We start from the raw sequence: 23,877 nt of genomic DNA, 5'->3' as shown, positions 1-23,877 counted from the left end.
CCCCACACCCGCCCCCACGGCCCCCCACCGCCGCCCCCGCGCCCGCCCCGACGCCCACCCCCCCCACCCACAGGCGGGGCCGCGTCAAGATCCCGCAAAACGGACGGTTAGGCTCGACGGCATGAAACGAAGCGTGCTGACCCGCTACCGCGTCATGGCCTACGTGACCGCGGTCATGCTCCTGATCCTCTGCGCCTGCATGGTGGCGAAGTACGGCTTCGACACCGGCGCCGGCCTGACCCTCGCGGTCTCGCAGGTCCACGGCGTGCTCTTCATGATCTACCTGGTCTTCGCCTTCGACCTGGGCTCCAAGGCCAAGTGGCCGTTCGGCAAGCTGCTGTGGGTGCTGGTCTCGGGGACCATCCCGCTGGCCGCCTTCTTCGTCGAGCGCGGCATCCGTGCCGAGATCGAGCCGCTGGTCACCGACGGCATGGCGACCGCCGAGGCCTGAGCGGGCCTCGGGTCCGACCGGATCCGGACACCCCCGGGGAGACTCTCCGGGGGTTTGCCATCGACATTTACTAGGACGTCCTAGTAAATTCGTGGGTATGGACGCTGACGCCATCGAGGAGGGCCGCCGCCGCTGGCAGGCCCGTTACGACAAGGCCCGCAAGCGCGAGGCCGATTTCACGACGCTCTCCGGAGATGACGTCGACCCCGTCTACGGGCCCCGCCCCGGCGACTCCTACGAGGGGTTCGAGCGCATCGGCTGGCCGGGGGAGTACCCCTTCACCCGGGGTCTGCACGCCACCGGCTACCGCGGCCGGACCTGGACCATCCGGCAGTTCGCCGGCTTCGGCAACGCCGAGCAGACCAACGAGCGCTACAAGATGATCCTGGCCGCCGGCGGCGGCGGCCTCTCCGTCGCCTTCGACATGCCGACCCTGATGGGGCGCGACTCCGACGACCCGCGCTCGCTCGGGGAGGTCGGCCACTGCGGCGTCGCCATAGACTCCGCCGCCGACATGGAGGTCCTCTTCAAGGACATCCCGCTCGGCGACGTCACCACCTCCATGACCATCAGCGGCCCCGCCGTGCCCGCCTTCTGCATGTACCTGGTCGCCGCCGAGCGCCAGGGCGTCGACCCGGCCGTGCTCAACGGCACGCTCCAGACCGACATCTTCAAGGAGTACATCGCCCAGAAGGAGTGGCTCTTCGAACCCGAGCCGCACCTGCGCCTCATCGGCGACCTCATGGAGTACTGCGCGAACGGCATCCCCGCCTACAAGCCGCTCTCCGTCTCCGGCTACCACATCCGCGAGGCCGGGGCGACGGCCGCGCAGGAGCTCGCCTACACCCTGGCCGACGGCTTCGGCTACGTGGAACTCGGCCTCTCCCGCGGCCTGGACGTCGACCACTTCGCCTCCGGCCTCTCCTTCTTCTTCGACGCCCACCTCGACTTCTTCGAGGAGATCGCCAAGTTCCGCGCCGCCCGCCGCATCTGGGCCCGCTGGATGAAGGAGGTCTACGGGGCGAAGTCGGACAAGGCCATGTGGCTGCGCTTCCACACCCAGACCGCCGGTGTCTCCCTCACCGCGCAGCAGCCGTACAACAACGTCGTGCGCACCGCGGTCGAGGCCCTCGCGGCCGTCCTCGGCGGCACCAACTCCCTGCACACCAACGCCCTCGACGAGACCCTCGCCCTCCCCAGCGAGCAGGCGGCCGAGATCGCGCTGCGCACGCAGCAGGTGCTGATGGAGGAGACCGGCGTCGCCAACGTCGCCGACCCGCTGGGCGGTTCCTGGTACGTCGAGCAGCTCACCGACCGCATCGAGGCCGACGCCGAGAAGATCTTCGAGCAGATCAAGGAGCGCGGCCTGCGCGCCCACCCGGACGGCCGGCACCCGATCGGGCCGATCACCTCCGGCATCCTGCGCGGCATCGAGGACGGCTGGTTCACCGGCGAGATCGCCGAGTCGGCCTTCCAGTACCAGCGCTCCCTGGAGAAGGGCGACAAGCGGGTCGTCGGCGTCAACGTCCACCACGGCTCCGTCACCGGCGACCTGGAGATCCTGCGCGTCAGCCACGAGGTGGAGCGCGAGCAGGTCCGCGTCCTGGCCGCCCGCAAGGAGCGCCGCGACGACGCCAAGGTGACGGCCTCGCTGAAGGCGATGCTGGACGCCGCCCGGGACGGGTCGAACATGATCCCGGCCATGCTCGACGCGGTGCGCGCCGAGGCCACGCTCGGCGAGATCTGCAACGTCCTGCGCGACGAGTGGGGCGTCTACACCGAGCCGCCCGGCTTCTAGCCCCCGCTCCCGCGGTCCGGCGGAAGGCCGGTCGTGCCCGCCCCCGAGGCGGCGGGCACGACCGGCCTTCCCGTTTCCCGTCCGCGGCCTTCCCGTTTCCCGTCCGCCGCCTCCCGTTTCCCGCTCAGGTCCGGGCCGCGCCCTGGAGGCCGTGCATCAGGAGGGCGGTGAAGGCCCCCGCCCACATCTCGTCCACCGGCTCGCAGCTGACCAGGGCCCGGTGCACCACCGTGCCCGCGATCACGTCGAAGATCAGGTCCGTGGTGTGGCGGGCCAGCGCCTCGTCCTCCTCGGGCGGGAGTTCGCCCCGGGCCTGCGCCCGTTCGCGGCCCAGTACGACGAGACGTTTCTGCCGGTCCACGATCGCCGACCGGATCCGGTCCCGCAGCGCCTCGTCCCGGGTGGACTCCGCGACCACGGCCATCAGGGCCGTACGGGCCTCCGGGCGCCGCAACAGCCGCGCGAACTGGAGCACCACGTCCTCGATGTCGGCTTCGAGCGAGCCCCGGTCCGGCAGCTCCAGCTCGTCGAACAGCTCCGCGACGGCGTCCACGACCAGCTCGTTCTTGCCCGCCCAGCGCCGGTAGAGGGTGGTCTTGGCGACCCCGGCGCGGGCCGAGACGTCCCCCATCGTCAGCTTCGACCAGCCCAGCTCCACCAGCGCGTCCCGGGTCGCCGCGAGGATCGCGGTGTCGGCGGCCGCGCTGCGGGGGCGGCCGGTACGGCCGTGCGGGGAGCTGACGCCCGGGTTGGGGTTGCGCATGGCCGAGACCATACCCGCCGGTAGCGGAACCGGCGGGGGGCTGTTCGCTGTGGTTCAGATCACGGGGCGCGCGGGTCCCGGGGGAGTTACGCTACGGCTCGTAGCGTAAGAGCGACAACCACGCGAAGCTACTGGCGCCAGGTGGGGACCCGGCGCCGACCAACGGAATATCGCACAACGCAGGACGATCTTTCGGGATCCTTTTCGTCGGCGCGCGCACAAGGGGGAGGATGTACGCATGCAGCCCAGAAACATGTCCATGAGCGGCGTGGTCGACCTCGCCGCTGTGAAGGCGGCCGGCGAAGCCAAGGCCAAGGCCGAGCAGGCGCGCAACGAGGCGTCCCGGCATGGCGGTGGCGGCGCGGGCAGCGCGCCCGGCGGCGCCGTACCGCCGTCCGCCCTCGTCTTCGACGTATCCGAGGCGGGCTTCGAGCGCGACGTGCTCCAGCTTTCCAACGAGGTCCCGGTCGTCCTCGACTTCTGGGCCGAGTGGTGCGAGCCGTGCAAGCAGCTCGGCCCGCTGCTGGAGCGCCTCGCCGTCGAGGCCGGCGGCCGTTTCGTCCTGGCGAAGATCGACGTCGACGCCAACCAGATGCTGATGCAGCAGTTCGGCATCCAGGGCATCCCGGCCGTGTTCGCCGTGGTCGCCGGCCAGGTGCTGCCGCTGTTCCAGGGCGTGGCGCCCGAGCAGCAGATCCGCGAGACCCTGGCCCAGCTGGTGCAGGTCGCCGAGGAGCGCTTCGGGCTCGTCGGCCTCCAGGTCGACCCGGGTGCCGAGGGTGCCCCGGCGGCCCCCGCCGCGGTCCCGGCCGGCCCGTACGACGCGCTGCTGGAGGCGGCCGTCGTCGCGCTGGACGCCGGTGACCTGGCCGGTGCGGTGCAGGCGTACAAGAACGTCCTGTCCGACGACCCGGCGAACACCGAAGCGAAGCTGGGCCTGGCCCAGGCCGAGCTGCTGTCCCGGGTGCAGCACATGGACCCGCAGACGGTGCGCGCCGAGGCGGCCGCGAACCCGAAGGACCCGGCCGCGCAGATGGCCGCGGCCGACCTGGACCTGGCGGGCGGTCACGTGGCGGACGCCTTCGGGCGTCTGGTGGACACCGTCCGGGTCACGTTCGGTGACGACCGGGACGCGGTACGGGTCCGGCTGCTGGAGCTGTTCGAGGTGATCGGCGCGGACGACCCGCGGGTCACGCAGGCCCGTACGGCGCTGGCGCGGGTGCTGTTCTAGCCGTACTCCGGTGGCGTGTGCCGTCACCGGCGATTTGTTGACACGGAGATAAACAGCGGCCGCACTTTGCCAAAACTTGGTAATCGCGGCCGCTGTTACTCGCAGTAAATCTAACCCCGTGAACTGTCCGGTTGGTTCGTTCTTCACCCCTTCTGTCGTGGCCCAGGGTGACACCCTGTGTGGCCGTGCGACGCCACGGGGCAAGACTCCGGTTATCCAGCCGTTACCCGCCAGTAACGAACCCCCTTGTGCCCCGGCCTGGAATGGACCACGATCGGCGACGCTCGGTCCTTCCCGCAGAACCGCTCACCCGGAACCGCGGCGGAGGGTCCCCACCGGGCCGGCCGGTGACAGTGGCACCGGCCGTGGACAGGGGGGTCCCTGCCACACCGGCAGGGCCTGTCCTCCAGGTTGCGCGAACGCGTGGCCCAGTGGTTGTCGCTCGGGGGTGAACGCCGGTGTATCGGACGCGGCTGCGCCGCGGCTCGGCCGCCTGCGCTCCTTCCCGAGGACGTAGCACTTCTCCCATCCCAGGACGGGCCTCCCGGCCCGGACCGGAGATGTACGTCCGAGAAGGAGGAACAAGATGATTTCCCAGGTTCGTGGTGGGACCAGATGGAAGCGCTTCGCGCTCGTCATGGTGCCGAGCATCGCGGCCACCGCCGCGGTCGGTGTGGGTCTGGCGCAGGGTGCCCTCGCGGCGTCCTTCAGCGTGTCGGGCCAGGACTTCAAGGTGTCGGCCGACGAGCTCGTCGGTCAGGACCTGATCCAGTACGGCAGCGTCGCCGAGGGCAAGACGATCGGCAGTGACAAGACCACCAAGCACCCGGTCACGATCTCCGGCTTCAGCTCCGCCAAGATCACCAACATGTGCCAGTCGCTGGTCACCCCGGTGCCGGGCCTCGGCGCCATCACCCTGCAGCTGCGCACGGGCAACAAGGGCAGGCCGGCCGTCGCGGAGAACCTCTACCTCGACGTGGCCGAGCTGGACGCGGACGCCAAGTTCGACAAGCTCGACATCGGTGTCGCGGTGGGCGACGAGAGCCACACCACCAAGCCCGTCCCCAACACGGTGGCGGACGGCGCGCTCTTCTCGCAGCGCGCCAAGACGGCGACGCTGACCAAGGTGCGCCAGAAGGCGTGGGCGACGACGGCGGGTACCTTCACGCTGCCGGACCTCAAGCTGCGCCTGATCAGCGGCAACGAGCCGTGCTACCAGGACGAGAAGTAAGCCGGTCCCGTCCTGTGAAGTGACCGGACGGGCGGGCGACGGCAGCCGTCGAAGCACGCCCGTCCGGGCTCCACAGAGTTCTCCGTACCACCGTTTCCAGGGAGCTGTTGTCCATGAACCCCGAGGCCCCGGTTCACGCCGCAGACGAACACTGGCTCACTGTCATGCGCCTCCGCTTCCGTGCCTGGCGTGGTAACCGTCCCTTCTGGGCGGGCCTGTTCACGCTCCTCGGCGGAGTACCGATCATCTACTTCCCGTTCGCGGACATCCGACTGGCCAACGTCTCCCTCGCGATGGCGACGACGTCCGGCTCCGTCTCGCTGATCCTCGGCGGCCTGCTGATCACGCTGGGCATAGGCCTCTGGTTCCAGCAGGGCATCCGGGTCTTCGCGGGCGTCGCGGCGATCCTCCTCGCCCTGGTGTCGATCCCGAAGTCCAACCTCGGCGGCTTCTTCATCGGCTTCCTCACCGCCATGATCGGCGGATGCCTCGCGCTGGCCTGGGCGCCGGGCGTGCCGGCGGAGGACGAGCCGGAGCCGGCCAAGGCGACCGAGGTGCCGCCCGCGGACCCGTTCTACGGCGTCCCCGGCCCCCGGGACACGGAAACGGCGTACGCGACCGAGACGACTGCCCACGCCGATGGCGGGAGGAACAGTGCGGGGTGACGAGACGCAGCGGGGGGTCACCCCCGGAGCGGAGTCCCGTGAGAGAAGGGGCCCGCGCCACGCGGCGCCCAGGAAGTCGCTGCTGAACAAGATCCAGATACCCGTCGGCAAGACGATGGCGCTCGCCGCGATGCCGACCGCCGTCCTCGTCGGGATGGGCCTCGCCCCGAAGCTGGCGCTGGCCGACGACAAGGACATCCCCTTCGCGCCCGGCCCGTGCGTGACCCGCTCCGACGAGCCCACGAAGTCGCCCTCTCCGACACCGTCGACGTCCGCGTCCGCGTCCCCGTCGCCCTCGGCCTCCGCCTCACCCGGCGCGAGCCCGTCCCCGGGCGCGAGCAAGGCCCCGAAGCCGGCGGCGTCCCCGTCGGCCTCGGCCTCCACGTCCGCCAAGCCGCCCCAGACCCCGAAGACGGGCACCTCCCCGTCCCCGTCGGCGTCGGCCCCGTCCGCCAAGCCGGCGAACCCGCTGGACCCGCTGGGCGTCGGCGACGCCCTCAAGGACCTCGTGGACGGCCTCGGCAAGCCCCTCCAGGACGCGAAGAAGCCGGCCACCCCGGCACCCGCGCCCACCACGACCACCCCGACGAAGGACCCCTCCGCCGACGCGATCCGCGACGCCGCGAAGAAGGCCGGGGTCAAGGTCGAGGAGCTCCCGCAGAGCGTCAAGGACACGGCCACCAAGCCGAAGGACGAGACCGGCAAGACGGCCAAGGACGCGGAGAAGGACGCCGACGGGGCGTCCCCCAGCCCGTCCCCGTCCACGTCGGCGACGACGGGCCCGGACGGGAAGCAGCCCTTCCCCTGCCCGACCTTCGACGCCGAGGCCTTCGCCAACGCCAAGCTGGAGCCCGGCATCCCGCTCCTGCCGGACGAGCCCTGGTACCTGGACAGCTCGCTGCTGACCCTCTACGGCCTCGACTACGAGGGCATCGTGGAGGTGAAGACGGCGGGCGGCAAGGTCAAGAAGGTCCTGAAGTTCACGGCGGACTCGCTGGACATCAAGGACCTGTACCAGACGGTCGGAAAGGGCCCGAACATCGCCCACCTCAAGTCGCGCCCGGGCTCCACGTCCACGATCCGCGGCGGCAAGGTCACGATGTACACGGAGAGCCTCAAGGGCAACCTCTTCGGCCTCATCCCGATCGAGTTCACCCCGAACACCCCGCCGCCCCTGAACGTCCCCTTCGCGTTCTTCACGAAGGTCAAGGTCGTCCAGGCCGGCCAGTTCGGCGGCAACCTCACCGTCCCGGGCCTGAAGAACTACATCGGCCCGGCGGAGTAGTACTCCCGGCACGGGAAGCGGCCCGCACCCCTCTCGGGGTGCGGGCCGCTTCGCCGTGGTGGGACACCGGTTACGAGGACGCTCTTGGCGGGTCCAGGCGGTCGGCGCGGGCCACCAGCTCCTCCGCGATCTCGTCCCAGTCCGCGAAGGCGAACAGGTCCTCGGCCGCCTCACGCAACACGGCCGCGTCGTCCGGCCGCTGGAGGCAGACGATCCGGTAGGCCAGGTTGCGGGCCCAGGAGGGAAGGCCGATGAAGTTCTCGGCCTTCAGCGTACGGAGCATCGCGAGGATCTCGTCCGGGTCCGCGTAGATGATCGTCTCGACGTAGGCGAACTCGGCCTCCCCGAACCGTTCCGGGGGTGTGTCCACCCTGTTCTCGGGGACGACGGCACGCCCCAGCGTGATCAGATCCTTCATCGGGGTTCCTTGCTCGTTCCTGTGGGCTTGAGGGGGTGCTGTGCGCACGGGGCGCGGCAGCGCCCGGCCGGCTAGCCGACCCGGACGTACGTCGAGATCGAGATGAGGTTCTCACCCACCTTCATGATGTGGCCCTTGATCTTGATCCCGTCGATGGTGACGTACAGCTTCTGCAAGCCTTCCATGCTCCCGCCCGCGCCCATGTGCTCCAGCGTCTTGAGGATCAGGGCCTTCTCGATCTGGTCGGCCGTCAGGTGCGTGGTGCTCAGCGCCTCGAAGGCCTGCTCGCCCTTGCGGTAGGAGTGGGCCCGGTGGAAACCGTGACCGGTGTTGATCGTCCACTGCCAGCCGCCGGCCGACATCGCCCGCTTCATGTTGACGACGGCTTCGGTGGCCGCCGTGGTGGTGGTGTACGCGCCGAACTCCACGTGCGCGCTCACCTGGGCGATCGGCTTGAGCCGGGCCAGCGTCTGGACGGCAGCGGCCGTCGCGCGGAAGTAGCCGCCGAGGCCGATCGCCACCTTGGTCACTGCCACCGCGACCTGGGGGATCTTCAGTACGAGGGCGCCGACGAGGACCACGTTCAGCGCCGTCCACAGGCAGCTCTCCACGTCCCCGGAGGAGAAGCACTTCTTCGCGGCCGTGACTCCCAGGACGTCGAGGAGGATCTGGCCGCCGTTCTCGATCACCCAGTCGATGACGTCCTTGTTGGCCGCCTCCAGAGCGGCCTTGTACTCGTCCACGCAGGCCTGGCCACAGGCCTTGCGCAGCGCCTCCTCCTGGGTGAGGTTCAGGTCCGCACCGCCGTATCCCGGACCGCCGTTGGACTTTGCGGCGGCGAGCTGGGCCGCGCGCTGCTCCTCCTGCCACTTGCGGAGGGCCTCTTCGGCCCGGTCCGCCGACGCGTCCGCGTCCTTGGCGGACTGCTGGGCGTTAGCCGCGGCACCTTCCGCGGCCTTCGCGTCCGACTCGGCCTTGGTGGCCGCGCCGTTCGCGGCGTCGGAGTCCTTCTTGGCCGCGTTCGCGGCGGTACGCGCGTTGGCGGCGCTCTTCTCCGCCTCGGTGGCCTCGCTGTTGGCGGCGGCGGCCTCGCTCGCCGCGTCCCGCGAGGCGTTGCCGGCGAGGACGACCTCGGCACCGGCCTGGGAGTTGTACTCCGTGGCCTTGGTCTCCGCGGCCTTGGCGGCCGCCGCTGCCTTGGCCGCCGTGGCGGCGGAGGCACGGGCGGCGGCGACCGATTTCAGAGCCGCGGCGGTGTCGGCCGCCGCTGCGGCGGAAGCCTGGGCGGCGAGCTTGGCGTCACCGGTGGCCTTGTCGGCCAGCGCCTTGGCGGCGGCCGCTGCCTTGGTGGCCTCGTCGGACTTCGCGGTGGCCGCCGCCGCCTGCTGCTCGGCGAGCGACTTGGCGGACTGCCCCACCAGGACGGCGAAGGCGGCGGCGGAGTCGGACTCCCGGTACGGGGTGCCGGTCGCGATGGCGGTATTGGCCGGCTTCACGGCTTCCGCCGCCGAGTCGCGGGCGGCCGCGGCCGCCTGGGCGGTCGCGTAGGCGTGTCCGGCGGTGACGGCCGACCAGGCCGAGGTCTTCTCGGCCTCGTCCTGGGCCGCGGCCGCCTCCTTCTTGGTCTGGGCCGAGGCGGCTTGGGCCTTCTTGGCCTCCGCCTCCGCCTTCACGGCGTTCGCGGAGGCGGCGTCCGAGGCGTCGATCGCCTCGGCGGCCGCGGCGTGAGCCGTCTGGGCGGCGGCGTAGCTGGTCCACCACTGCGCGTTCGCGTTCTCGTACGCGGCCTGCGAGCGGGCGGCGGCGCCCTCCGCCCGGGTGGCGGCGGCACGGGCCTCGACGGCGGCGGATCCCGCCTCGTCGGCGGCCGTGCGGGCCCGGTCCGCCGCGCCCTTGGCGGTGTTGGCCGCGGTGCGGGCCTCCGTCGCGGCCTTGCGGCTGTCCCCGGCGGCGGCGGTGCCCTCGGCGGCGGCAGCCGCCGACTCCAGGGCCGCGGCGCGGGCGTCCTTGGCCCGCAGGTCGCGCTCCGCCTGCGCGGCCGCGTCACGGGCGAGGGCCGCCCGTTGCTCGGCGGCTTCGGCGGCGTCCAGCTTGTCCGCGGCGGTCGAGCCGGCGGTCTCCGCAGCGGTACGGGCCTTGGCCGCCGCCTCGCGCTCGGTGGTGGCGCGCTTCTCGGCCGCCAGCGCCTTGTTCCGCTCCGCCGTGGCCTTGGCGTGCTCGGCCTTGGCGACGTCACGTTCCTGCTCGGCCTTGATCCGCTGGGCCTTCGCGTTGTCCGCGGCCGTCTTCGCCGCGTCCCGGGCGGTTTCGGCCTTGGTCTGCGCCGCCTTCGCCTTGGTGGCGTTGTCCGCGGCTTCCTTGGCCTGGGCGGCGGCGGACTCGGCGGCGGCCTTCGCCTGGGCGGCGGCCTCCTGCGCCGCGACGCGGCGGAACTCGGTGTTCATGGCGTGCGACTGGGTCTGCGCCAGGGCGTAGAGGGTCTTGCTGTCCGCTACGGTCGCCTTGGCGGCGTTCGACGCGGTCTCGGCGGCCTTCGCGGCGGCTTCGGCAGCCGCGGCCGAGGCCTTGGTGACCTGGACGGACTGCTGCGCGAACAGCAGTCCGCGGCCCCGCGGAGCCTTTGCCGCGTCTGCGAGGGCCCACGCCGTGGTCTGTGCCGTGCCGGCCTTGGCCGACGCCGCCTTGGCGGCCGCCGAGGCGGTCGCGGCGACCTTCGCCTGGTCGGCTGCCCTGGTACGGGCAGCGGCCAGGTCCTTGTTCGCCTGGGTGAAGACGGACGCGGCGGGACGGCCGGAGGCGTTGGCCGGCTGGCCGGCCCAGTACTTCTGCCAGGTCAGGATCTGGTCGGCGAGCCATGCCTGCCCGAGCGACTCGATCATGGCCTCGGTGGCCTTGCGGGCTTCGCCGGCGGCGGTGACCTCGGCGTTGACGATCTCGTTTCGCGGAGCGGCCTGAGTGGCGTACTCCTGCTCCCACTCCATGTGCGCGGTGACGACGATCGGCGACATGACGCGATAGAAGTCCACCGGGTTGCGGCTGTCGCAGGCGCCCCATGAGGCCTTCAGCGCTTCGACCTCGAGGCGGAACTCGACGGAGCCCTCGGGGGGCGCCTGCTTCATGTAGCCGCCGAGCCGCAGGTAGCGGGCCACGTCGCTGCCCGTGGTGATGCCGAGCGTGTCACCGAGCAGGTCCTTGGTGACGAAGTCGTTGTTGAGGTCCTGGCCCTTCAGCTCTTCGGCGAGGGCCTTGGCCTTGTCGAGGGCGGCCTTGGAAGGCGTCGAGTGGCCGTCTCCGCCGAGCTGGTAGTACAGGGCGCGCTGGGGGCCCAGGGTGAAGGCGACGATGTCCTCGTCGAACTTCGGGGCGTACTGCGGGATCCCCGCCTTGGTGCCGGACTCCCAGTACGGGTAGTTCGCCTTCTCCCAGCGCTCCCGCCGTTCGGCGGACTCGACGGGTGAGCCCTCGCGGGAGTCCCGGTCCTTGAGCATCGCTTCGTACAGCGGGTACTGGCCCGTCTGCGGGTCCATGGCGGTGGCGGCGTTGAGTTCCGCCGTCGTACCCGCGAGGGCCTTGGAGGCGACCTTCTTCATTTCCGGGCCGCCGATGTGCAGGGCGAAGCCCGCCGCGCACCGGTCCCTGCGCGGGTCCGAGCCGAGACTGATGGGCCGGTACTGCGGTTCGTCGTCCGGCGGAATCTCAACGGCCGACGCGGGAGCGGCACTGATGAGGCCGGCCAGCAGGGCTGCGCTGGTGGCGAGAGCGGTACCGGCCAGCCCTCGCCGGACCGCTGCTCGGACGCCGGCACTCCTGCGCCGCAGGAGGGTGGTTCGTTGCACGTGCTTGTTGCCTGTCTTCAGGGGTTCTGGTCAGCCCGAAGGAAGGCGCGCGTACGTAAGGCCGTGCCGACGCGGCATGCGGCGGCGGCACGGTGGAGCAGAAATGGTCGATTCCCCCCTGTGCACGGGTCAGGTGCACAACCCCGTTCGCCTTCCCCCCAAGGCGGTTCGAGCGTTTCACGATCGGGTTACCGTCGGTAGTGCGTTTTAGGCCACACCCCCTGGGTTTCGGCCGAAACTACCGGCCGGTAGTCACGGGCGACGGAAAACACCGAGGGCGGCACCCCGCGTCTGCGGGGTGCCGCCCTCGGTCTCTGTGCGGCAGAGTCGGGCCGTCGGGCCGTCAGGCCGTCCGGGTTCAGGCGGGGGTGCCGCCCAGGTGGTGGACGCGGACCATGTTGGTCGTGCCCGGGACGCCGGGGGGCGAGCCGGCCGTGATGATCATGGTGTCGCCCGGGTTGAAGCGCTGGAGCTTCAGGACCTCGCCGTCCACCAGGTCGACCATCGCGTCGGTGCTGTCGGCGTGCGGGACGACGGCCGACTCCACGCCCCAGCTCAGGGTGAGCTGGTTGCGGGTGTTCACGTCCGTCGTGAACGCCAGGATCGGCTGCTGGGCGCGGTAGCGAGACAGGCGGCGGGCGGTGTCGCCGGACTGGGTGAAGGCGACCAGGGCCTTGCCGTCCAGGAAGTCCGCGATCTCGCAGGCCGCGCGGGCGACGGAGCCGCCCTGGGTGCGCGGCTTCTTGCCCGGGACCAGCGGCTGGAGGCCCTTGGCGAGGAGCTCCTCCTCGGCCGCCGTGACGATCTTCGACATCGTCTTGACGGTCTCGATCGGGTAGGCGCCCACCGAGGACTCGGCGGACAGCATGACCGCGTCGGCGCCGTCGAGGATGGCGTTGGCGACGTCGGACGCCTCCGCGCGGGTCGGGCGGGAGTTGGTGATCATCGACTCCATCATCTGGGTCGCGACGATCACCGGCTTGGCGTTGCGGCGGCACATCTCGATGAGCCGCTTCTGGACCATCGGGACCTTTTCGAGCGGGTACTCGACGGCCAGGTCGCCGCGGGCCACCATGACCGCGTCGAAGGCCGCGACGACGGCCTCCATGTTCTCGACGGCCTGGGGCTTCTCCACCTTGGCGATGACGGGGACCCGGCGGCCCTCCTCGTCCATGACGCGGTGGACGTCCTTGACGTCGTTGGCGTCGCGGACGAAGGACAGCGCGACCATGTCGCAGCCCATGCGGAGGGCGAAGCGCAGGTCGTCGATGTCCTTCTCCGACAGGGCGGGGACGTTCACGGCGGCACCCGGCAGGTTGATGCCCTTGTGGTCCGAGATGACACCGCCCTCGATGACGATGGTCCTGACCCGCGGGCCGTCGACCTCGGTCACCCGGAGCTCGACGTTGCCGTCGTTGATCAGGACCTGGTCACCCTTGGCGACGTCGCCCGGGAGGCCCTTGTAGGTGGTGCCGCAGATGGACTTGTCGCCCGGGACGTCCTCGGTGGTGATGGTGAACTCGTCACCGCGCACCAGCTCGACGGGACCCTCGGCGAAGGTCTCCAGACGGATCTTGGGGCCCTGGAGGTCGGCGAGGACGCCGACCGCGCGCCCGGTGTCCTCGGAGACCTTCCGGACGCGGTCGTACCGCTCCTGGTGTTCTGCCTGGGACCCGTGGCTGAAGTTGAATCGGGCCACGTTCATACCTGCCTCGATGAGTGCTTTCAGCTGCTCATACGAGTCGACGGCGGGGCCCAGCGTGCAGACGATTTTGGAACGGCGCATGAAGCGGATCCTATCCGTTTGTTTCGTAGCGGAATATTCCGTCTGGCGGAAAGTCCAAGTGACTACTGGGTAACCAGCGCGTACGCCTGGGAGGCGATCTCCAGCTCCTCATCGGTCGGGACCACCGCCACCGCCACCCGCGCGTAGTCCGGGGAGATCAGCCGGGGCTCCGGGGAGCGCGCGGCGTTCGCCTCCAGGTCCAGCGCGAGGCCCAGCTCCTCCAGGCCGGCGACCGCCGCCTCCCGCACGGCGGAGGCGTTCTCGCCGACGCCCGCCGTGAACACCACCGCGTCCACCCGGCCCAGGACCGCCGTGTACGCGCCGATGTACTTCTTCAGGCGGTGGACGTACGCCGCCAGCGCGAGCCGGGCCGACTCGTCGCCCTCGCCCGCTCGCCGCGTCACCTCGCGCATGTCGTTGTCGCCGCACAGACCCAGCAGACCGCTCTTCTTGTTGAGCAGCGAGTCGATCTCGTCGACGGAGAGACCGCCCACCCGCGCCAGGTGGAAGATCACCGCCGGGTCCAGGTCGCCGGAGCGGGTCCCCATGACCAGGCCCTCCAGCGGGGTCAGGCCCATGGAGGTCTCCACGCAGACCCCGCCCCGCACGGCCGAGGCGGAGGCGCCGTTGCCCAGGTGCAGGACGATGACGTTCACGTCCTCCACCGGCCTGCCGAGCAGCGCCGCCGCCGTCCGCGAGACGTAGGCGTGGGAGGTGCCGTGGAAGCCGTACCGCCGGATGGCGTACTTCTCGGCGGTCGCCGCGTCGATCGCGTACCGGGCCACGTGCTCCGGCATCGTCGAGTGGAAGGCGGTGTCGAAGACGGCCACCTGCGGCAGGTCCCCGCGCAGCTCGCGCGCCACCTCGATGCCGGTCACGTTCGCCGGGTTGTGCAGCGGGGCCAGCGGAATCAGGCTGCGGATCTCCGCGAGCACCTCGTCGTCGATGACCGTCGGCTGCGTGAAGCGGGTCCCGCCGTGCACCACCCGGTGGCCCACGGCCACGAGTTCGGGGGAGTCCAGGCCCAGCCCGTCGGCCGCCAGCTCCGCCGCGACCGCCCGCAGGGCCGCGCCGTGGTCGGCGATCGGGCCGAGCCGCTCGCGCTTGCCGCCCTCGGCGCCCGGCCCGGTGAGCGGCTCGTGCACGAGGCGGGACGTCTCCTCGCCGATGCGCTCCACCAGGCCGGCGGCGAGGCGGGAGCGGTCGGCCATGTCGAGCAGCTGGTACTTCACGGACGAGGAACCGGAGTTGAGGACGAGTACGCGCGTTGCGGTCACGGTGGGGGGTCTTTCCTTCGGGTGTCGTGGGGGGATCACTGGGACTGTGACTGTGACTGGGGCCGGGACTGCGACTGCGCCTGGATCGCGGTGATCGCCACCGTGGTGACGATGTCCTGGACCAGCGCGCCGCGCGAGAGGTCGTTGACCGGCTTGCGCAGGCCCTGGAGCACCGGGCCGACCGCGACGGCTCCGGCCGAACGCTGCACCGCCTTGTACGTGTTGTTGCCCGTGTTCAGGTCCGGGAAGATCAGCACGCTCGCGCGGCCGGCCACCTCGGAGCCGGGCAGCTTGGTCGCGGCGACCGAGGGCTCCACGGCGGCGTCGTACTGGATCGGGCCCTCGATGAGCAGGTCCGGGCGCTGCGCGCGGACGGCCTCGGTGGCCTTGCGGACCTTCTCCACGTCCGCGCCGGAGCCGGAGGTGCCGGTGGAGTACGAGAGCATCGCGATGCGGGGGTCGACGCCGAAGGCGGCGGCGGTGGCCGCCGACTGCACGGCGATGTCGGCCAGCTGGGCGGCGTCGGGGTCCGGGTTGACGGCGCAGTCGCCGTAGACGAGGACCTGGTCGGCCAGGCACATGAAGAAGACGGAGGAGACGATCGAGGCCTCGGGCTTGGTCTTGATGATCTCGAAGGCGGGTCGGATGGTGGCGGCGGTGGAGTGCACCGAGCCGGAGACCATGCCGTCGGCCAGGCCCTCCTGGACCATCAGGGTGCCGAAGTAGTTGACGTCGGTGACCACGTCGTGGGCCAGCTCGACGGTCATGCCCTTGTGCGCGCGGGCCTTGGCGTAGTACTCGGCGAACCGTTCCCGCAGGGGGGAGGTCGCCGGGTCGATCAGCTGCGCGGCCGAGATGTCGACGCCCAGGTCGCCGGCCTTCTTCAGGATGGCCTGCTCCTCGCCCAGCAGGGTCAGGTCGCACACCCCCCGGCGCAGCACCACGTCCGCGGCGCGCAGCACGCGCTCCTCGGTGCCCTCGGGGAGCACCACGCGGCGCCGCTCGGAGCGGGCCCGCTCCAGCAGCTCGTGCTCGAACATCATCGGGGTGACGCGCTCCGAGCGGGCCACCGAGAGCAGTCCGCGCAGTTCGGCGGTGTCCACGTGCCGCTCGAAGAGGCCGAGCGCGGTCTCCAGCTTGCGCGGGGTCGCGGAGTTCAACCGGCTCTGCAGCGAGAAGAGTTCGGCGGCGGTCGGGAAGCTGTTGCCGGCCACCGAGACCACCGGGGTGCCGGGGGCGAGCTTCGAGGCGAGGGTGAGGACCTCCTGGGACGGGCGCTCGTTCAGGGTCAGCAGCACGCCCGCGATCGGCGGGGTGCCCGAGGCGTGCGCGGCGAGCGCCCCCACCACGAGGTCGGCCCGGTCCCCGGGGGTGACGACGAGGCAGCCGGGGGTCAGGGCGTTCAGGAAGTTGGGCAGCATGGCGCCGCCGAAGACGAAGTCCACGGCGTCGCGGGCGAGCCCGGCGTCGTCGCCGAGGAGCACCTCGCCGCCGAGCGCCCGGGTGATCTGGGCGACGGTGGGGGCGGACAGGTTCTTGTCGTCGGGCAGGACGTAGCAGGGCACGGGGAGGCGGGCGGCCAGCCGCTCGGCTATCGCGTCGCGGTCCTCGGGGGCCACCCGGTTGACGACCATCGCCACGACGTGGCAGCCCAGGCTCGCGTAGGCCCGGTGGGCGTTGCGCGCCTCGGCGCGCACGGCATCGGCGGGCTGCTTGGTGCCGCCGACGACGGGGACGACGACCGCGCCCAGCTCGTTGGCGAGGCGGGCGTTCAGCGCGAGCTCGTCGGGCAGGTTGGTCTCGGCGTAGTCGGTGCCGAGCACCAGCATGACCTCGTAGTCCCGGGCCACCCGGTGGTAGCGGTCGACGAGCCGGGAGACCAGCTCGTCGGTGCCCTTCTCGGCGAGGATCGCGGAGGCCTCGTGGTACTCCATGCCGTACGCCGTCGCGGCGTCCTGGTCGAGGCGGTAGCGGGCCCTGAGCAGGTCGAAGAGCCGGTCCGGCGCGTCGTGCAGAAGGGGGCGGTACACGCCGACCCGGCCCGTCTGGCGGGTCAGGAGCTCCATGATGCCCAGCTCGACGACCTGCCGGCCGTCTCCCCGCTCGATACCGGTCACGTACACGCTGCGCGTCACGCGTGCTCTCCGTCCCATGCAGTGGATCTCTTATTGGTGTGCCTCGACCCCTTGACAATACCTCCGCCAGTGGATAGGGCGCCCCCGGGAAAAAGTCCAGGTCGGAGGGACGAAAGGCCTGGTGGGTGGAGCGGTGCCGAGCGCGCACGCCTCCCGGAACATGGAACAATCGGACAGGCGTCATCAAATACGCCCTTCATATGTACGGCAGGAGACACAGCACGATGCGTATCGGAGTTCTCACCGCAGGCGGCGACTGCCCGGGCCTGAACGCTGTCATCCGGTCGGTCGTACACCGTGCCCTGGTCGGACACGGGGACGAGGTCATCGGCTTCGAGGACGGCTTCAAGGGCCTCCTCGACGGCCACTACCGTCCCCTCGACATCAACGCCGTCAGCGGCATCCTGGCCCGCGGCGGCACCATCCTCGGCTCGGCGCGCATGGAGCGCGCGCGGCTGCACGAAGCCGCCGAGAACGCCCACGAGCTGGCCCGGCGTTACGGCGTCGACGCGCTGATCCCGATCGGCGGCGAGGGCACGCTGACGGCCGCCCGGATGCTCTCGGACGCGGGGATGCCGGTGGTCGGCGTACCGAAGACCATCGACAACGACATCTCCTGCACCGACCGGACCTTCGGCTTCGACACCGCCGTCACGGTCGCCACCGAGGCCATCGACCGCCTCAAGACCACCGCCGAGTCCCACCAGCGCGTGATGGTGGTCGAGGTCATGGGCCGTCACGCGGGCTGGATCGCCCTGGAGTCCGGCATGGCCGGCGGCGCCCACGGCATCTGCCTGCCCGAGCGCCCCTTCGAGGTGGACGCCCTGGTGAAGATGGTGGAGGAGCGGTTCGCCCGCGGGAAGAAGTTCGCCGTGGTCTGTGTCGCCGAGGGCGCGCACCCGGCCGCCGGCTCCATGCCCTACGAGAAGGGCGCCATCGACCAGTACGGCCACGAGCGCTTCGCCGGCATCGGCAACCGGCTGGCCATCGAGCTGGAGCACCGCCTCGGCAAGGAGGCCCGCCCGGTCATCCTGGGCCACGTCCAGCGCGGCGGCGTCCCCACCGCGTACGACCGCGTCCTCGCCACCCGCTTCGGCTGGCACGCCGTCGAGGCCGTGCACCGCGGGGAGTTCGGAAAGATGACCGCCCTGCGCGGCACCGACATCGTGATGGCCCCGCTGGCCGAGGCCGTCACCGAGCTCAAGACCGTCCCCGAGCACCGGATGTACGAGGCCGAGTCCGTCTTCTGACCGGCCGGACGGCCCGCCCGGGCGGGCCGGACGTCCCCGGTTTCCCGCCGAACGGCCCGGGGCGCGCATCCCCCGGGCGGCGCGCCCGGGGCCGTCGTGCGTCCGGCGCGGTGCGGTGCGGCGTTTCAGGCGCCGCCGGCCAGGGACCAGAACCGGTCCGTGATCTCCGCGAGGAACTCCCGCCCGGCGTCGCCGGTGCCGGCCGCGCCCTCGGCGCCGCCCCAGCCGAGGGTGGCCACCATCCGCGACTGGTAGTCGTTGTAGAGGTGCTCCAGGACCCGCTCCAGGTGGGCCTTGGGCACCGGCAGCAGCTTGCCCAGCGGTTTCACGTAGGCCTGCCAGCGGGTGGTCGCCGCGCTGCGCAGCAGGTCGGCGAGCTCCTCGTGCTTGCCGGTGGCCGTCACGAACTGCGCGAGGCTGAGGCCGAGCACGGAGGCGAGGGCGGCGGACTGGCGTTCGTTGCCCTTCCAGCGCCCGCTCTCCTCCATCTTCCGGTACGCGTTCCCCTCGACCCCGATCCGGCGGGCCAGGTCCTCGGGGTCCAGGCCCCGGGCGATGCGGTGCTCCCGCAGGGTGACGGGCTCGGCCAGCAGCTCCCCGGGGGAGCACCAGAGCACGCCGGCCAGGGCCGTGAGCTCGGCGGAGGTGGGCGACTGCTCGCCCCGCTCCCAGGCCATCACGGTCTCTGGTGCGACGAGCAGTCCGTACTGGGCCCGCAGGCCGTAGGCGACGTGACCGGGCGCCATGCCCAGGGCCGCGCGCAGGCGACGCGCGGCGGGGGCATTGAAAGGTGGGCTGGAGTGCACAGGGCACACCGTAGAAGTGGCCGACCTGCGACGACTACAGACTATTCAAACAAGCCCATAACTCGTAGGAAAGTCCTATGGAGTTCATGACTTTGGGCGGTTTTCCCGGCGACCGTCCGGTAATCGGGCCATAGGAAGATCCATTTATGGGCGTAGGGCCAGCGTACGGATCAGGCCACTCCATTTCAGGTGACCGGCGAAGCCCGGAGGGTGATCCCGGTCACATGACGTGAACCGGTCCGGCCCGCCGTCCGTGATCCATGTCGGGGGCCCTCGCATACGGGGGTGGCGAGGGCCCCGCCCTTCCCTTGACGTCGGCGTCAAGGAATACGGTCGGGCCATGCGCATCGGCGAACTGGCGAGGCGGGCCGGGACCAGCACCCGGACGCTCAGGTACTACGAGTCACGCGGCCTGCTCACGGCCCGGCGGACCGGCAACGGCTACCGCGACTACGACGAGGACGACCTGCGCCTGCTGCGCCAGATCCGGACCCTCCAGGACTTCGGCTTCGAACTGGAGGAGACCCGGCCGTTCGTCGAGTGCCTGCGCGCCGGCCACCCGGCCGGGGACGCCTGCCCGGCCTCGCTCGCGGTCTACCGCCGCAAGCTCGCCGAGCTGGACGGCCTGATCGGCCAGCTGGCCGACGTCCGCGACCAGGTGGCCCGCCAGCTCGCGGCGGCCGAGGAGGCCGCCGGGCAGGTCGCGCCGCGCTGCGAGATGACCGGCTGACGAGAACCGGCTGACGAGAACCGGCTGACGAGAGGGGAACGAGATGATCCACGCCAAGGGTGTGGCCGAAGTCACCGACGCCGACTTCGAGGCGCGGGTGCTGGCCGAACGGGGCCGGCCCGTCCTGGTGGAGTTCACCGCGGACTGGTGCGGCCCCTGCCGCCAGCTCGCCCCGGTGCTCTCCGCCGTGGCCGCCGAGCGGGCGGACCGCCTCACGGTGGTCCAGATCGACGCGGACAGCAACCCCGCGACCGTCACGCGCTACGGGGTGCTGTCCATGCCGACCATGCTCCTCTTCCGCGACGGGGAACCCGTACGGCAGATCACCGGCGCCCGGCCCAGGCGCCGGCTGCTTCAGGAGCTCGACGAGGCGCTCGCCCCCGTCACGGCCTGAGCCAGACCGTCGCCATCGGCGGGAGCGTCATCCGCAGGCTCGCCGCACGCCCCTGGGCCGGAACCGGCTCCGGGCGCAGCGGCCGGGCGTGGTGGACGCCGCTCCCGCCGTACTCCTCCAGGTCGGTGTTGAGGACCTCCCGCCACAGCGGCACCTCCTCCGGCACCCCGATCCGGTAGCCGTGCCGGACCACGGGGGAGAAGTTCGACACGCACAGCAGCTGCGATCCGTCCTGCGCGTACCGCAGGAACGCGAACACGTTGTCCTCGGCGGCGTCCGCCTCCACCCACGCGAACCCCTCCGGCACCGCGTCCCGCTCCCACAGCGCGGGAGCCGCCGTGTACGCGCGGTTCAGGTCGCGCACCAGGTTCCGCACCCCCCGGTGGTCGCCGGCCGCCGGATAGGAGGAGTCCAGCAGCCACCAGTCCGGCCCGTACGCCTCCGACCACTCCGAACCCTGCGCGAACTCCTGCCCCATGAACAGCAGCTGCTTGCCCGGGTGGGCCCACATGAAGCCCAGGTAGGCGCGGTGCGTGGCCCGCTGCTGCCACCAGTCGCCCGGCATCTTCGACACCAGCGAGCGCTTCCCGTGCACCACCTCGTCGTGCGAGATCGGCAGCACGTAGTTCTCGCTGAACGCGTACACCATCCCGAAGGTCATGTCGTGGTGGTGGTACTTGCGGTGCACCGGCTCCTTCGACACGTAGCGCAGCGTGTCGTGCATCCATCCCATGTTCCACTTCAGGCCGAAGCCCAGCCCGCCGGAGTCCGTCGGCCGCGTGACCCCGTCCCAGGCCGTCGACTCCTCCGCGATCGTCACCACCCCCGGGCAGCGCCGGTAGACCACCGCGTTCATCTCCTGGAGCAGCGCCACGGCGTCCAGGTCCTCGCGGCCGCCGTGCTCGTTCGGCGACCAGTCGCCCTCGTCGCGCGAGTAGTCCAGGTACAGCATCGAGGCCACCGCGTCCACGCGCAGCCCGTCGACGTGGAACTCCTGGCACCAGTAGACGGCGTTGGCCACCAGGAAGTTGCGGACCTCCTTGCGCCCGTAGTCGAACTCCAGCGTCCCCCAGTCCGGGTGCGCGGCCCGGCGCGGGTCCTGGTGCTCGTACAGCGGACGCCCGTCGAACTCGGCGAGCGCCCAGTCGTCGCGCGGGAAGTGCGCCGGCACCCAGTCGACGATCACCCCGATCCCGGCCCGGTGCAGCGAGTCCACCAGCAGCCGGAAGTCGTCCGGGGTGCCCATCCGCGAGGTGGGCGCGTAGAAGCCGGTGACCTGGTAGCCCCAGGAGCCGCCGAAGGGGTGCTCGGCGACCGGCATGAACTCCACGTGCGTGAAGCCGAGTTCCTTCACGTACGCCGGCAGCTGGTCGGCCAGCTGGCGGTACGTGAGCCCCGGCCGCCAGGACGCCAGGTGCAGCTCGTACACCGACAGCGGCGCCTGGTGCGGGGCGCGGGCGCCGCGCGTGGCCATCCACTCGGCGTCCTGCCACACGAACCGCGAGGCCGTGACCACCGAGGCGTTCGCCGGCGGGACCTCCGCGTACTGCGCCATCGGGTCGGCGCGCAGGGTGTGGCTGCCGTCCGGACGGGTGATGTCGTACTTGTACAGGGTGCCCTCGCCCACGCCGGGCAGGAACAGCTCCCACACCCCGCTCGCCCCGAGCGAGCGCATCGGGTAGGCCACGGAGTCCCAGTAGGAGAAGTCCCCGGTGACCCGCACCCCCCGGGCGTTCGGCGCCCACACCGTGAATCGGGTGCCGGCGACGCCCTGGTGCTCCATCGCCCGGGCGCCCAGCGCCGTCCACAGCTCCTCGTGCCGGCCCTCGCCGATCAGGTGCAGGTCCAGGTCCCCGAGGGCGGGCAGGAACCGGTACGGGTCGTGGACCTCGATCTCGTCGCTGTCGTACGTCACCAGCAGCCGGTAGTCCGGCACCCCGGTCAGCGGCAGCAGCCCGGAGAACAGCCCGTCCCCGTCGTCGAACAGCTCGGCCCGCAGCCCCTTCGCCACGATGGTGACGGCCTTCGCGTACGGGCGCAGCACCCGGAAGGCCACGCCGCCCCGCTGCGCGCGGGCGCCCAGCAGCGCGTGCGGGTCGTGGTGGCGGCCCTCCAGCAGCCGGGCCCGTTCCCCCGCGTCCAGCGCGGGCGCCGGCCGGACGCCGTGCGGCGGGGCGGCGCGGCGGGCGCGTGGCGCGCGGGTCCGCTTCGCGGGTTCGGGTACGGCTGCGGCTTCCTCGCGGACGGTCGGTGACGGCTGTCGTGCGGCGCTCACGCGAGCGGCCTCCTCGGGGGCTTCGGGTGGGGGGTCGGGGTGGTGCCGGGAGCCGGCGGGGGCATGCGGTGTGCCGGCCGCTGGGGTTCCGACAGCCGGCGGATCGCGGCCATCGGGACGTGCAGCCAGTCGGGGCGGTGCCGGGACTCGTACCGGGCCTCGTACACCGCCTTGTCGGTCTCGTACGCGCGCAGCAGCACCGGGTCCTCGCGCGGGTCACGGCCGGTGGTGCGGGCGTAGCCCTCGCAGAACGCGGCCCGGCAGGCGTCCGCCCAGGCGGGGGCGAAGGGCCGGTGCGAGCGGGCGGCGTAGTCGAAGGAGCGCAGTATCCCGGCGATGTCCCGGACCGCCGGCTCGGGGCGGCGGCGGTCGGCGAGCGGCCGGGCGGGCTCCCCCTCGAAGTCGATCAGCGCCCAGCTGCCGTCGGCGGTGCGCAGGGTCTGGCCCAGGTGCAGGTCCCCGTGGATGCGCTGGGCGGGGACCCCGGCGCCCCGGGAGGCGGCCAGCGCGTCGAAGGCGCCGCGCAGCCCGGCCTCGTACGGCTGGAGCGCGGGCACCTCGCGGCAGGTGGCGGCGAGCCGGGCGGTCATCCCGGCGGCGAGCCGGGCGGTCTGCTCGGGACCGAGGGCCAGGGTGGGCAGTGCGGTCGCGAGGGCGCTGTGCACCTCGGCGGTGGCCCGGCCCAGCGCGTGCGCCTCGGCGGTGAAGTCGGCCCCGGCACCGAGTCTGCGCAGGGCCAGCTGCCAGCCGTCGTCGGAGCCGCGCAGGTAGGGCTGGAGCACGCCCAGGGTCAACGGTTCTCCACCGGGCAGCTCGGCCTCGTACCAGGCGACCGGGGCGGGCACGCGGGCGCAGCCGGCGGCGGCCAGGGCCCTGGGCAGCTCCAGGTCCGGGTTGATCCCGGGGCCGACCCGGCGGAACACCTTGAGGATGTACGAATCCCCGTAGATCAGGGAGGAGTTGGTCTGCTCCCCGGACAGCGGCCGGGGCAGCAGCCCGGCCTGGACCGGGGTGTCCGGGTCCCGGTCGAAGCGGAGCGGGCCCAGCGTCCCGGGGGAGCGCAGCCGTTCCAGCAGCAGGGAGGCGAGCCGGGGGTCGCCCAGCGCCTCGTACACGGCCCGGCCCGCGTAGGGACCGTTCTCGGCGTGCCCGATCAGGGCGGGCGCGAGGGCGGGCGGGAGCGGGGAGGGGCGGATGCCCAGCAGGAGCTGGTAGCAGTCCCCGTCCACGTCGAGCAGCAGGTGCAGCAGGCCGGGGGCGGAGCCCGGCGGCAGCAGTTCGGCCGCCGAGACGGCCTCGATGCGGGCGATGCGGCGCCCCTTGCCGGCGAACCAGCGCTGGGCGGGCAGCCAGTCCCTCAGCATCGGTTCCAGCGCGGCGGTCCCGGCGGGCCCGGCGGGCCCCGGGGCTCCGGCGGTCCCGCCGGCCCGGGCGGGCGTCAGCCGCCTCCGGGCGGATGCAGCCTCCGACATGGCGTCGCGTCCTTTCCCCGGGCCGTCACAGAATGCGCAGAGTGTCCCGGATGCGCGGCAGTTGCTTCTCCGGT

The 23,877-nt window shown here is 71.9% G+C and carries 18 protein-coding genes; 9 read left to right on the top strand and 9 right to left on the bottom strand.

Translation table 11 applies throughout. The features are described 5' to 3' along the window. Positions 1–121: 121 nt before the first annotated feature. The gene (locus ABD973_RS09315) at positions 122–451 is read left to right on the top strand and encodes a DUF3817 domain-containing protein (RefSeq protein WP_125596436.1); all 330 of its coding nucleotides are present in this window, start codon (positions 122–124) and stop codon (positions 449–451) included. Between the two features lie 97 nt (positions 452–548). Then, the gene (gene icmA, locus ABD973_RS09310; protein ID WP_125596439.1) at positions 549–2,249 is read left to right on the top strand and encodes a coenzyme B12-dependent isobutyryl-CoA mutase large subunit; all 1,701 of its coding nucleotides are present in this window, start codon (positions 549–551) and stop codon (positions 2,247–2,249) included. 124 nt (positions 2,250–2,373) lie between these two features. Here icmA and ABD973_RS09305 read toward each other — a convergent pair whose 3' ends face one another. Beyond that, the gene (locus ABD973_RS09305) at positions 2,374–3,012 is read right to left on the bottom strand and encodes a TetR/AcrR family transcriptional regulator (protein ID WP_345499749.1); all 639 of its coding nucleotides are present in this window, start codon (positions 3,010–3,012) and stop codon (positions 2,374–2,376) included. 238 nt (positions 3,013–3,250) lie between these two features. Here ABD973_RS09305 and ABD973_RS09300 point away from each other — a divergent pair, with 238 nt between their 5' ends. The 4 genes from ABD973_RS09300 to ABD973_RS09285 all read left to right on the top strand — a co-directional run bounded on the left by ABD973_RS09300 (position 3,251) and on the right by ABD973_RS09285 (position 7,424). Next, positions 3,251–4,243, top strand: coding sequence for a tetratricopeptide repeat protein (locus ABD973_RS09300; RefSeq protein ID WP_125822534.1), 993 nt, complete (start codon positions 3,251–3,253; stop codon positions 4,241–4,243). Positions 4,244–4,829: 586 nt separating this feature from the next. After that, a complete protein-coding gene (locus ABD973_RS09295) occupies positions 4,830–5,474 on the top strand; it encodes a DUF6230 family protein (RefSeq protein WP_345499746.1) in 645 nt (214 codons plus the stop codon). Positions 5,475–5,587: 113 nt separating this feature from the next. Beyond that, positions 5,588–6,139, top strand: a complete 552-nt coding sequence (locus ABD973_RS09290) for a DUF6114 domain-containing protein (RefSeq protein WP_125822536.1) — start codon at positions 5,588–5,590, stop codon at positions 6,137–6,139. Then, entirely contained in the window at positions 6,129–7,424 is a 1,296-nt protein-coding gene (locus ABD973_RS09285) for a hypothetical protein (protein ID WP_345499744.1), read from the top strand. Before ABD973_RS09290 ends, ABD973_RS09285 begins: the two co-directional genes overlap by 11 nt. Positions 7,425–7,494: 70 nt before the next feature. Here ABD973_RS09285 and ABD973_RS09280 read toward each other — a convergent pair whose 3' ends face one another. From ABD973_RS09280 to pta, 5 genes are all read right to left on the bottom strand, one after another. After that, complete coding sequence (locus ABD973_RS09280; RefSeq protein WP_125822538.1) at positions 7,495–7,842, bottom strand: hypothetical protein; 348 nt, start codon at positions 7,840–7,842, stop codon at positions 7,495–7,497. A 71-nt stretch (positions 7,843–7,913) separates the two neighbouring features. Beyond that, positions 7,914–11,678: a hypothetical protein gene (locus tag ABD973_RS09275; protein ID WP_345499742.1), complete on the bottom strand. Its 3,765-nt coding sequence runs from the start codon at positions 11,676–11,678 to the stop codon at positions 7,914–7,916. Positions 11,679–12,036: 358 nt separating this feature from the next. After that, entirely contained in the window at positions 12,037–13,464 is a 1,428-nt protein-coding gene (gene pyk / locus ABD973_RS09270; RefSeq protein ID WP_125822540.1) for a pyruvate kinase, read from the bottom strand. A gap of 62 nt (positions 13,465–13,526) precedes the next feature. Beyond that, positions 13,527–14,741, bottom strand: coding sequence for an acetate kinase (locus ABD973_RS09265; protein WP_125822541.1), 1,215 nt, complete (start codon positions 14,739–14,741; stop codon positions 13,527–13,529). A 35-nt stretch (positions 14,742–14,776) separates the two neighbouring features. Then, positions 14,777–16,876, bottom strand: coding sequence for a phosphate acetyltransferase (gene pta / locus ABD973_RS09260; RefSeq protein ID WP_345499739.1), 2,100 nt, complete (start codon positions 16,874–16,876; stop codon positions 14,777–14,779). A gap of 224 nt (positions 16,877–17,100) precedes the next feature. On the opposite strand from pta, the gene ABD973_RS09255 reads away from it, so the two are divergent. Further along, positions 17,101–18,126 carry an ATP-dependent 6-phosphofructokinase gene (locus tag ABD973_RS09255; protein WP_125596469.1) on the top strand — a complete coding sequence of 342 codons (1,026 nt, stop codon included), beginning with the start codon at positions 17,101–17,103 and terminating at the stop codon, positions 18,124–18,126. A 125-nt stretch (positions 18,127–18,251) separates the two neighbouring features. Here the strand turns inward: ABD973_RS09255 and ABD973_RS09250 are convergent, their stop codons facing one another. Continuing rightward, positions 18,252–18,941 (bottom strand): helix-turn-helix domain-containing protein, encoded by a 690-nt coding sequence (locus ABD973_RS09250; protein WP_125822542.1) that lies wholly within the window; start codon positions 18,939–18,941, stop codon positions 18,252–18,254. Positions 18,942–19,272: 331 nt separating this feature from the next. Between ABD973_RS09250 and ABD973_RS09245 the strand changes: the two genes are divergently transcribed. Together ABD973_RS09245 and ABD973_RS09240 are read left to right on the top strand one after the other, a co-directional pair. Next, positions 19,273–19,662: a MerR family transcriptional regulator gene (locus ABD973_RS09245; RefSeq protein ID WP_125822543.1), complete on the top strand. Its 390-nt coding sequence runs from the start codon at positions 19,273–19,275 to the stop codon at positions 19,660–19,662. A gap of 43 nt (positions 19,663–19,705) precedes the next feature. After that, on the top strand, positions 19,706–20,056 hold the full coding sequence (locus tag ABD973_RS09240) for a thioredoxin family protein (RefSeq protein ID WP_125596478.1): 351 nt from the start codon (positions 19,706–19,708) through the stop codon (positions 20,054–20,056). Here the strand turns inward: ABD973_RS09240 and glgB are convergent. Beyond that, positions 20,046–22,331, bottom strand: a complete 2,286-nt coding sequence (gene glgB, locus ABD973_RS09235; RefSeq protein WP_345499733.1) for a 1,4-alpha-glucan branching enzyme — start codon at positions 22,329–22,331, stop codon at positions 20,046–20,048. The two genes, ABD973_RS09240 and glgB, sit on opposite strands and share 11 nt — an antisense overlap. Next, positions 22,328–23,803: a maltokinase N-terminal cap-like domain-containing protein gene (locus ABD973_RS09230; protein ID WP_386381794.1), complete on the bottom strand. Its 1,476-nt coding sequence runs from the start codon at positions 23,801–23,803 to the stop codon at positions 22,328–22,330. The genes glgB and ABD973_RS09230 overlap by 4 nt, the downstream gene beginning before the upstream one ends. Positions 23,804–23,877: the final 74 nt, after the last annotated feature.

This window comes from Streptomyces racemochromogenes, assembly GCF_039535215.1.
GTDB lineage: Bacteria > Actinomycetota > Actinomycetes > Streptomycetales > Streptomycetaceae > Streptomyces > Streptomyces racemochromogenes.
Note: the sequence above shows the minus strand (reverse complement) of the source record. Positions and strands in the feature narration are given on the sequence as shown.